8 protein-coding genes are annotated in these 9,271 nt (G+C 72.5%); 3 read left to right on the plus strand and 5 right to left on the minus strand.

Annotated elements, in window-relative coordinates; genetic code table 11:
* The 4 genes from ABZ342_RS48405 to ABZ342_RS48420 all read right to left on the minus strand — a co-directional run.
* The coding region (locus tag ABZ342_RS48405) for a class I SAM-dependent methyltransferase (protein ID WP_360488719.1) at window positions 1-229 on the minus strand (229 nt) is incomplete at its 3' end.
* Window positions 226-1,899, minus strand: a complete 1,674-nt coding sequence (locus ABZ342_RS48410) for a GH3 auxin-responsive promoter family protein (protein ID WP_360488722.1) — start codon at window positions 1,897-1,899, stop codon at window positions 226-228. The genes ABZ342_RS48405 and ABZ342_RS48410, both read right to left, overlap by 4 nt.
* The gene (locus ABZ342_RS48415) at window positions 1,886-2,515 is read right to left on the minus strand and encodes a hypothetical protein (protein WP_360488725.1); all 630 of its coding nucleotides are present in this window, start codon (window positions 2,513-2,515) and stop codon (window positions 1,886-1,888) included. Before ABZ342_RS48415 ends, ABZ342_RS48410 begins: the two co-directional genes overlap by 14 nt.
* Window positions 2,515-3,975, minus strand: a complete 1,461-nt coding sequence (locus ABZ342_RS48420) for an amidase (protein WP_360488728.1) — start codon at window positions 3,973-3,975, stop codon at window positions 2,515-2,517. The genes ABZ342_RS48415 and ABZ342_RS48420 overlap by 1 nt, the downstream gene beginning before the upstream one ends.
* Window positions 3,976-4,195: 220 nt before the next feature.
* On the opposite strand from ABZ342_RS48420, the gene ABZ342_RS48425 reads away from it, so the two are divergent.
* The 3 genes from ABZ342_RS48425 to ABZ342_RS48435 are packed head-to-tail and all read left to right on the plus strand — an operon-like array spanning window position 4,196 to window position 8,599.
* Window positions 4,196-5,764 carry a fatty acid--CoA ligase family protein gene (locus ABZ342_RS48425; RefSeq protein ID WP_360488731.1) on the plus strand — a complete coding sequence of 523 codons (1,569 nt, stop codon included), beginning with the start codon at window positions 4,196-4,198 and terminating at the stop codon, window positions 5,762-5,764.
* Between the two features lie 43 nt (window positions 5,765-5,807).
* On the plus strand, window positions 5,808-7,064 hold the full coding sequence (gene hemA / locus ABZ342_RS48430; RefSeq protein WP_360488734.1) for a 5-aminolevulinate synthase: 1,257 nt from the start codon (window positions 5,808-5,810) through the stop codon (window positions 7,062-7,064).
* Complete coding sequence (locus ABZ342_RS48435; RefSeq protein WP_360488737.1) at window positions 7,061-8,599, plus strand: long-chain fatty acid--CoA ligase; 1,539 nt, start codon at window positions 7,061-7,063, stop codon at window positions 8,597-8,599. Before hemA ends, ABZ342_RS48435 begins: the two co-directional genes overlap by 4 nt.
* On the opposite strand, the gene ABZ342_RS48440 is transcribed toward ABZ342_RS48435, so the two are convergent.
* Window positions 8,552-9,130 (minus strand): LuxR C-terminal-related transcriptional regulator, encoded by a 579-nt coding sequence (locus ABZ342_RS48440; protein ID WP_360488740.1) that lies wholly within the window; start codon window positions 9,128-9,130, stop codon window positions 8,552-8,554. The genes ABZ342_RS48435 and ABZ342_RS48440 overlap by 48 nt on opposite strands.
* Between the last annotated feature and the right edge of the window lie 141 nt (window positions 9,131-9,271).

Consider the following 9,271-nt stretch of genomic DNA (forward strand, 5'->3'; position numbering starts at 1 on the left):
ACCGGGTGCGAATCGCGTTGTAGTCCGGCGTGCTCGGCACGACCCGGGGTCCGTCGGCCGGGAAGGTGGCGGCACGGATCTCGGCGAGCAGCGACGGCCCGAGGTCGCCGGCCAGCACGGCCGCGTACGGGTCGGTGTAGATCCGGTCCGTACGCGTCGTCTCCGCGGCTCGCAGCGCGGCCGTGAGCAGGGCCGTGCGTTCGACCGCGTCCAGAGTCCGTTCCGTCACGACGCTTCCTCCTGGGTGAGCCGTTGCCACTGTTCGGGGTCCTGCCGGAAGAGCCGGTCCTTCACCTGCGTCGGCCGCACGCCTTCGGCGACCGCGGCCTGCCAGTCGCGCTGGAAGGCCTCGCTGTCGAGCGGCAGCGAACTGGCCCGCGTCAGCCGGTTCCCTTCGCGGGCGGCGCGGTAGCCGGTGGACTCCCGGCACAGCGCGTCGTCGAGCGCCTCGGTGAACCGGGTGTGCTCGGCCGGGGTCCAGCCGGCGCGCCAAGGCGCCAGCGCGAAGCGGTAGCCGGCGGGATCGCCGACCCGGCAGGCGGCGTTGACCAGCTCCAGTCCGGTGGCGGCCGTGGCGGCGGCCAGTGCGCGCACCACCTGGGCGTCCCGCAGGCGCTCCCCCGCCGCATCCGACAGCGTGGAGCGTCCCGCGTACTCGACCCGGGGTACCCCGCCGACGCGGTCGAGGACGCGGACCACGTCGCCGACGGCGTACCGGTAGAGGCCGCCGATGTGGCTGAAGACCACGTGGTACTCGCGCCCCTCCTCCAGCTCCCCGAGCTCCATTGTGGACACTTCGGGTCCGAGGTCCTGCCCGGCCTCGACGAATTCGTACACCGAGGCGTTGACGACCAGGCTGCCCGCCGTGGGGTGGCGGTCGAGCGCGACCCCGACCGGGCCCTCCGACGCCGCCACCGGTGCGGGCAGCACGGTGACGCCGGCCCCGAACTCTTCGCGCAGCCGGGGTAGGTAGAGCCGGGCGAGACCGGTGGTCCAGCAGAACAGCGCCGAGAGGTGCGGCCAGACGTCCGCGGGGCGGACGGTGCCACGCCGGGCGGCGATCCGGTCGAGCTCCGCGGCCCGCCCGGGGTTCGGCGCGACGTACGGGCGCCCGCCCGCTGTGCCGTCCCGGATCTCCCGCAGGATCCGCGGCCACCACTGCCGCAGCTGGTAGGGCAGCGCGGCGACCATCGCGGGGTTGATCCCGATGACGAGCCGCACGTCGCACTCGACCGCCAGCCGCAGCCGCAGGTACATCTTCTCCAGGTGCGCCCCGGCCTCGACGGGCACCGGCAGCGTGGCCCACGGCGCCGACGTGCCCGGCTCCGCGGACAGCGGTTCGCCGAACAGCTCCCCGAAGTCGACCTGGCTGGCCCCGACGTGCGGCCGGCCGGAGCCGACGGTCGGCGGCGCGGGCAGCGGGTCGTGCTTGAGGTTCAGCACCGCGTCCGGCCGGGACAGCACCTCGGGGAAGCACTCGATCAGCGGTGCCCACGCGGCGAGGTAGAAGGGGAAGAACGTGGTGCGCATGAACGCCGGGGTGACCGGGATCTTCTTGTGCGCGCCGGTGCTGCCGCTGCTGGTGAAGAAGAGCCCGGGCCGGTCGGCCGTGAGCATGTTGTGCTCACCCGCCGCGGCCCGCTCGATCCACGGCCGGTGCTCGGCGTAGCTCCCGATCGGGACCGCCTTCTTGAAGTCGTCCAGCGTCCGGACGGCGGCCAGCTCATGAGCGACCCCGAACGCGGTCGACGCGTTGTGCCGCAGCAGGTCCGCCAGGACGCGGCGTTGCTCGCCCGCCGGGTCCGCGAAGGCCGCGCGCAGCCGTTCCCGTTCGGCGAAGACCCGCCGGCGGTAGCGCTCGACGTGCCCCGGGGCGGTCCAGACGTCAGCGGAGCTCATCGGCCAGCGCCTCCCGGATCGCGCGCGCCGTGCTGTCCGGAGTCGGTTGTTCTTCGACGACGGTCATCGGGCAGTCCCCGATCTCCTGGAGCATCAGCTTCAGCAGGTCACGCTGGTAGCGCTCGAAGCCGTCCCGGCTCGGCCGGTCGCCGTAGTGCTCCAGGGAATTGAGCCGGGTTCCCGCCGCGCACCGCCGCCAGGCGGACTCGGCGGACACCTCGACCAGGACGACCCGCCTCGGCTGCGGGAAGGAGCGCCACCAGTCGAACATCGGGTTGCCGCTCAGCCCGGCGAGCCGGCACTTCGCGATGATCTTGTAGTAGTAGGAGTCGACGATCACCGGTCGTTCCGGATCCGCCCGATCCAGTTCGTCGCGCAGGTGCACGACCGCGGTCTGGAGCAACGCCGCCAGGAACTCCGGGGTGTAGGCGCTGCCCAGTCGCGGGAGGACCTCACCGACACCGCGCCGCAGATCCGACACCAGCTGGTGCCGGGCGCCGAGGAAGGCGCTGTCGGTGGAGATCACCTGCCAGTGTCGCGGGTCGCCGCGCAGCCTCGCCAGTGCCGACGACTTCCCGGCGAAGTCCTGGCCCGCCACCACGAAGAACTCGGTCATCACGCGCTCCGATCGAATCGCAGGTGGGAAAAGGTGTGGGCCCACGGCCTGGCTCGCTCGAGCTGTGCGGCGACGGCGATCAGCACGTCTTCGCAGCCGTACGCCGCGGCGAGCTGGACACCGACGGGCAGCCCGGACGCGGTCCGGGACAACGGCAGGCTGATCGCGGGCTGACCGGTGATGTTGAACGGCCTGGTGAAGGCGACGTACCGAGTGGTCAAGGCTTCGAGCGCCGCCAGGTCGTCGCCGAAGGAGCCGATCCGCGGCGCCGGATCGGCCGTCGTCGGCGTCAGCAGCAAGTCGTGGCCGTCGGCCCACCACTGCTGGACATCGCGCCGATAGCGCGTGCTCGCGGCCTGTGCCCGAGCGACGTCGGTAGCGCCCGTCCGGCGCAGCCGCTGCAGCCTCGCCCAGGTCACCGGCTCGACGTCGGCCGCCGTGACCTCGCGGCCGAGCACCTCGGCGAGGTGGGCGAAGGAGTTCGCCATCGGGCTCGTCGCCGCCAGTCCGAGCGGGCCGGCGTCCTCGACCGTGGTGGTGGCGAAGACCGCCGGCCAGGAGATCTCGACGCGGTGCCCCAGCTCCTCGAGCAAAGCGGCCGCTTCGTGGACGGCCGCGGCGCAGTCGGGGTGTACCGGGTCACCGCCGGGAGCGTGGTCGAGCACGCCGATGCGCAGCGGCGCGGGATCGGCGGCGAGCTCGTCGGTGTACGGCCTGGAGGGCTGCGGCGCGACGACGAGATCACCGACGCCGGGCCCTTGGACCGCGTCGAGCAGTGCCGCGGTGTCGCGCACGGTCCGGCTGACGCACAGTTCGACGGCGGGGCCCGACTCGTCGCCCGACGGCCCCGCGCTGATCCGGCCGCGCGAGGGCTTCAGGCCGACCAGACCGCAGCAGGCGGCGGGAATGCGGATGGACCCGGAACCGTCGGAAGCGTGCGCGAACGGAACCATCCCCGAGGCCACCGCCGCGGCGGCGCCACCGCTCGAACCGCCGGTGGAGTACGCGGGATCCCACGGGTTGCGGGTGGCGCCCCAGGCCGCCGGCTCCGTGGTCGGCTGGCTCGCGAACTCCGGCGTGTTCGTCCGGCCGACGGTGACGAGACCGGCCGCCCGCAGGCGCGCGACCATCGTGGAGTCGCCGGAGACCGGGCGGGTCAGCTCCTTGAGCCGGTGGTTGCCGTTCGACGACGCGGCCTGTCCCGCGTAGGCGGCCATGAAGTCCTTGAGCAGAAAGGGAACCCCGCTGAACGGACCGCCGGGCGGGCCGTCGGCGGCTGCCGACCGGGCGTGCTCGAACCACTCCGTCACCACTGCGTTCAGCGCCGGGTTGTGGGCCTCGATCCGCTCGATCGCCGCCTCCACCAGCTCGACGGCCTTCACCTCTTCCGAGCGGACCAGGTGCGCCAGTGCCGTCGCGTCCATCCACCGGGTCTCCCCGGCAAGCCCCCGAAGCGTCATGATCGCGAGCCTAAAAGCGGATTCCCGGCTCGGGACATCCCCGACCGGCGGCCATTTCGCCGTGGCCGACACGCGTGTCCGGGTGGGGTACCCGATCGGGTACCCCGGTGGGCCAGTCCGACCCGGCCGACCATAGACGTGCCCGAAGACGTCTGTTCGCCCTTCCTTCTCCCCGGACAAACTGCTGTCACCGCACCAGAACCCGGAAGAGGAGATCGGCATGACGACCGCACTCGGCGCGTGGTGGGCAGGCGCACAGGGCTACGTGCCGGGGGTGCTGTCCGCCGTGGCGGCCGATCCGGGCAAGGAGATCCTGCGCTACGGGGATTCCACGCTCACCGGGGCCGAGTACCTCCGGTCGGTGACCGGCGTCCACCGCGCGCTCAAGGAAGCCGGCGCGAAGCGCGGCACTGTCGTCGCCGTGCTGACCGCGTCCAACAGCCCGGAAATGGTCGCGGTGCGGCACGCGGCGCACCTGCTGGACGGAGCCGTCTGCTACCTGCGCTCGACGAACCCGGGGTCGAGCGCGTCGATGCTCTCGACCGGCGACCAGCTCGAGATCCTCCGGGCCACCGGGGCTTCCGTGGTCTACACCGACCGCGCCAGCGCCGCGCGCGGTGCCGAACTCGCGCACGGGGCCGGGATCGCGCTCGTCGGCCCCGACGTAGCGGGCGCGATCGACGCGTCGCCGTCGGACGATCCCGGCCCCGTCGAGCCGGCCGGCGGGCACCCGGACGACCTGGCGCTGATCATGTTCACCAGCGGCAGCACCGGCAGGCCGAAGGGCATCCGGAAGTCGCGGGGCGCCTGGGAGGGCACCGTGCGCACGGCCATCGCGGCTCCGCGCGAGGCCGCCGAGATCACCGCCTTGTTCAGCACTCCCTTGAGCCACACGGCCGGGCCGATGGTCGACGGCGCGCTGGGGTCCGGCGGCAAAGTCGTCCTACTGCCCGAGTTCGACGCCGAGCCGGTGGCCCGCGCGGTGGCCGAGCACGCGGTGACGCGGACCTTCATGGCCACGACCCACCTCTACCGGCTGCTCGACGTGCTCGGCGACCCGGTCCTCCGGGACGGCGTGACCGGCCTGAGCCGGCTGATCTACGGCGGCAGTTCGGCCGCGCCGGCGCGGATCTCCGAGGCGATCGCCGTGTTCGGCCCGGTGCTGCTGCAGGTCTACGGGACCTCGGAAAGCGGCCGGATCACCTTCCTCGGCCCGGCCGACCACGCGGACCCCCGGCTCGCGGCCACGGTCGGCAGGCCGTTCCCGGAAGTCGTCGTGGAAGTCCGGGACCTCGACACCGGCGAACTCCTGGCCGGCGGCCAGGTCGGGGAGCTCTGGATGCGGTCACCGCAGCTGATGGACAGCTACCTCGACGACGCCCGGACCGCGGACGTGCTCCGCGACGGCTGGTACCGGACCGGGGACATCGGCTACCGCGACGAACGCGGCTACTTCCACCTGCTCGACCGGGTCGCCGAAGTGGTGAAGATCGACGGCGTCAAGGTGTACCCGGCGGTCGTGGAACGCGAGGTCCTGGCGATCCCCGGCGTGGCCGCGGCGGCCGTGTACGGCCTGCGGGACGACGACGGGTCCGAGCACCTGCACGCCGCGATCACCTGCCGGCCCGGAAGCCCGGTGACCGCGGGCGAAGTCCGCGCCCACCTGAGCACGAGCCTTTCCCCCGCCCACGCCCCGGAGCGCGTCCTGGTGCTCGACGAGGTCCCGCTGAACGCGGCGGGCAAGGCGGACAAACCCCAGCTGCGCCTGCTGAGCACCGCACGAGCGTGATCTTCCACCCCGGACCGAGCCGCGAAGACCGAGAGGAACCGTCATGACCACCCACCTGGAGTTCTACACCCACGGAGTCCCGGAAGAGGAGCGCCGTACCCGCGATTTCCTCGAGATCGGCCGGCGCGCGGGACAGTTCCCGAGCGCGATCGCGCGATCGCAGCACACCGACACCGAAGTCAGCGTCTGGTGCAGCAACGACTACCTCGGGATGGGACAGCACCCGCTCGTCCTCACCGCCGTGCACGAAGCAGTCGCCAAGTTCGGGGCGGGCTCCGGCGGCTCCCGCAACATCGGCGGGAACAACCACCGCCACGTCGAAATCGAACGCGAGCTCGCCGACTGGCACGGCAAGGACGGCGCGCTGCTGTTCACCTCCGGCTACGCGGCCAACGACGGCGCGCTCACGGTGCTCGCCGGCACGCCGGGCGACACCGTGGTGTTCTCCGACGAGCTGAACCACGCCTCCATCATCGACGGCCTCCGGCGCAGCGGCGCGCAGAAGCGCATCTTCCGCCACAACGACGTCGCGCACCTGGAGGAGCTGCTCGCTGCCACCGGCCCGGACACCCCGAAGCTGATCGTGCTGGAGTCCGTGTACTCCATGTCCGGCGACATCGCCCCGCTCGCCGAAATCGCGGAGCTGGCCCACCGGTACCGGGCGACCACGTTCCTCGACGAGGTGCACGCGATCGGCATGTACGGCCCGGAGGGCGCCGGAATCGCCGCGCGAGAGGGGATCGCGGACCGGTTCGACGTCATCATGGGGACGCTGGCCAAGGGCCTCGGCACGGCGGGCGGGTACATCGCCGGCCCGCGCGACCTGATCGACGTCGTGCGCACTCGCTCCCGCGCCTTCGTCTTCACCACGTCCCTGCCGCCCGCCACGGCCGCCGGCGCACTGGCCGCCGTGCGGCACCTGCGGCAGTCCGAAGTGGAGCGTGAGCGGCTCGCGGAGAACGCCGCGTTGCTGCACCGCCTGCTCGATGACGCCGACATCCCGTACCGGTCGGCCGATTCTCACATCGTTTCGGCCCTGGTCGGCGACGACGCGCTGTGCAAGCGCGCCTCCGCGCTGCTGATGGAGCGGCACGGGATCTACGTCCAGGCGATCAACGCCCCCAGCGTCCGCGCTGGGGAGGAATTGCTGCGCATCGCCCCGTCCGCCACGCACACCCCGGCCGATGTCGAGAAGTTCGCCGACGCGCTGGCGGTGATCTGGCGCGACCTCGGCATCCCGACCGCCTCGGCGGTGCCCCGCGGCGGGCGGGTCCGCTCGGGTGCGAAGGCGCTCGTGTGACCACACGTCCCCTGGCCGCCGTGCTCGCCGCCACGGCGGCACGGCGGCCGGCGCACCCCGCCCTGATCTGCGGGTCCGAAACCGTGACGTACGAGCAGATGTGGGAACGGGCCCGGACCTGGGCGGCGGTGCTCCGCCGGCACGGGATCGGCCCGGGCGACCGGGTCGCCCTGCTGATCCCCAACACACCCGACTTCCCGGCGGCCTACTACGGAGTGCTCGCGCTGGGCGCGACCGTCGTTCCGCTGAACACCCGGTCGCGGGCCGCCGAAATCGAGTTCGTGCTGCGCGACAGCGGTGCGCGGGCCCTGATCTGCGCGGCCGACGTGCTGGAGCACGGCGCTCCTGCGGCCACGGCCGCCGAGGTCGCGCTCTTCACCGTCTCGGGCAGGGGCAACGGCGCGGTCCGGCTGGACACCGCGGCAGCACCCATCGCGGACTACCACCGCGGCTCGCCCGACGACGTCGCCGCGATCCTCTACACCTCCGGCACGACCGGCCGGCCCAAGGGAGCAATGCTCACCCACCGCAACATCGTCACCAACATCGAGGTGACCGCGGTCTCCCCGTTCGACGTCCGGGCCGACGACGTGCTGCTCTGCTGCCTGCCGCTGTCGCACACGTTCGGACAGACGTGCGGGATGGGTGCCTTCTTCCTGGCCGGGGCCACTGTCGTCCTGACCGACCGGTTCGACCCCGCCACTGCGCTGGAGCTGATGGCCGGGCACGGCTGCACGGTCTTCATGGGGGTGCCGACGATGTACCACGCGCTGCTGGCGGAGCTCGGGTCCGGAACGACTCCCGCGCCGCGGCTGCGCCGGGTGTTCAGCGGCGGTTCGGCGCTGGCCGTGCCGGTGCTGGAGCAGGTGCGCCACGCGTTCGGTTGCGAGGTCTACGAGGGCTACGGGCTCACCGAGACCTCGCCGTGCGTGGCCTACAACCAGCCGGGCCGTCCCACCCGGCCGGGCACCGTCGGGTTCCCGATCGAGGGGGTTGAGGTGGCGATCGCCCGCGCCGACCTCGAAGGCGCCATCGAGCTGCTGCCGACCGGTGAGCTCGGCGAAGTCGTCATCCGCGGTCACAACGTCATGGCCGGCTACCTGGGGCAGCCGGCAGCCACCGCGGAAGTCCTGGTCGACGGCTGGTTCCGCTCCGGCGACCTCGGGGTGCTCGATCCGTCCGACGGCTACCTGTCCCTGGTGGACCGCAAGAAGGACGTGATCATCCGCGGCGGCTACAACGTCTACCCCAGGGAAGTCGAAGAGGTCCTGCTGCGGCACCCGGCCGTCGCGCAGGTCGCCGTGATCGGCCTGCCGGATCCATTGCTCGGCGAAGAAGTCTGCGCGGTCGTGGTGCCGGCGGCCGAGGGCTACGACGCGCTTGCCGAGGAGCTCCTCGCCCTCGGGCGCGGTGAGCTCGCGAGTTACAAGCGCCCGCGGCGGATCGAGTTCATCGGCGAACTCCCCCTCGGCCCGAGCGGCAAGGTACTAAAGCGGGAGCTGGCCGGCCGGCTGCGCCTGGCTGTCCTGCCCTAGCAGGCCGAGCTCGAGAGCCCGAACCACGGCGAGAGTCCGGTTCGGGCTGTTGAGCTTGGCCAGGATGTTGCCCATCAGGCGCTTGACGCCGTTTTCCGAGATACCGAGCCCGCGGGCGGCCTGCTTGTTGCTCTTGCCTTCGGACACCAGCCGCAGCACCTGGAGCTCCCGCGCGGTCAGGGTGGTCCCGGGCCCCGAGTCGGCCGGCCCCAGCAGCCGGCGCGCGAGGCTGGCCGACACGTGGAACCGACCCGCGACGACGTCGATCACCGCCTCCTGCAGGACATCCAGGTGGAGTGCGGAGCGGTCGACGAACCCCTGCGCGTGCGACACCCACTTCCGCTGGACCCGGTCGGCGGCGCCGACGAGCACCAGCAGGCGCACCCCGCACCCGCGCAAGTGCTGCGTCGCCGAGACGTCCACGGTCTCGTCGAGCTCGGCGGTCGTGGTGACCAGGACGTCGAGGGCGTGCGCCGAGGCCGCTTCCGCGGCGCCGGCGACGGTGGTGTGGCTGAAGACGGCAGAAACCACGTCGAGCGAGCGCAACATTCCTTCCAGCCCGTAGCGGTGGACATCGTTGCGGACCGCGAGGGCGACGCCGATCCCGGTCGGTCTGAGCCCAGCCTAGCCGAACTCGGCCAGCACTGCCCGGATCGCCGGGCTCGCGTCCGC

It is taken from the genome of Amycolatopsis sp. NPDC005961 (assembly GCF_040629235.1).
Taxonomy (GTDB): domain Bacteria; phylum Actinomycetota; class Actinomycetes; order Mycobacteriales; family Pseudonocardiaceae; genus Amycolatopsis; species Amycolatopsis camponoti.

Excerpts from the sequence above, each read along its gene's own strand:
- ABZ342_RS48410 (WP_360488722.1), bottom strand. The coding sequence starts at position 1,899 with ATGAGCTCCGCTGACGTCTGGACCGCCCCGGGGCACGTCGAGCGCTAC.
- ABZ342_RS48415 (WP_360488725.1), bottom strand. The coding sequence starts at position 2,515 with ATGACCGAGTTCTTCGTGGTGGCGGGCCAGGACTTCGCCGGGAAGTCG.
- ABZ342_RS48425 (WP_360488731.1), top strand. The coding sequence starts at position 4,196 with ATGACGACCGCACTCGGCGCGTGGTGGGCAGGCGCACAGGGCTACGTG.
- hemA (WP_360488734.1), top strand. The coding sequence starts at position 5,808 with ATGACCACCCACCTGGAGTTCTACACCCACGGAGTCCCGGAAGAGGAG.
- ABZ342_RS48420 (WP_360488728.1), bottom strand. The coding sequence starts at position 3,975 with ATGACGCTTCGGGGGCTTGCCGGGGAGACCCGGTGGATGGACGCGACG.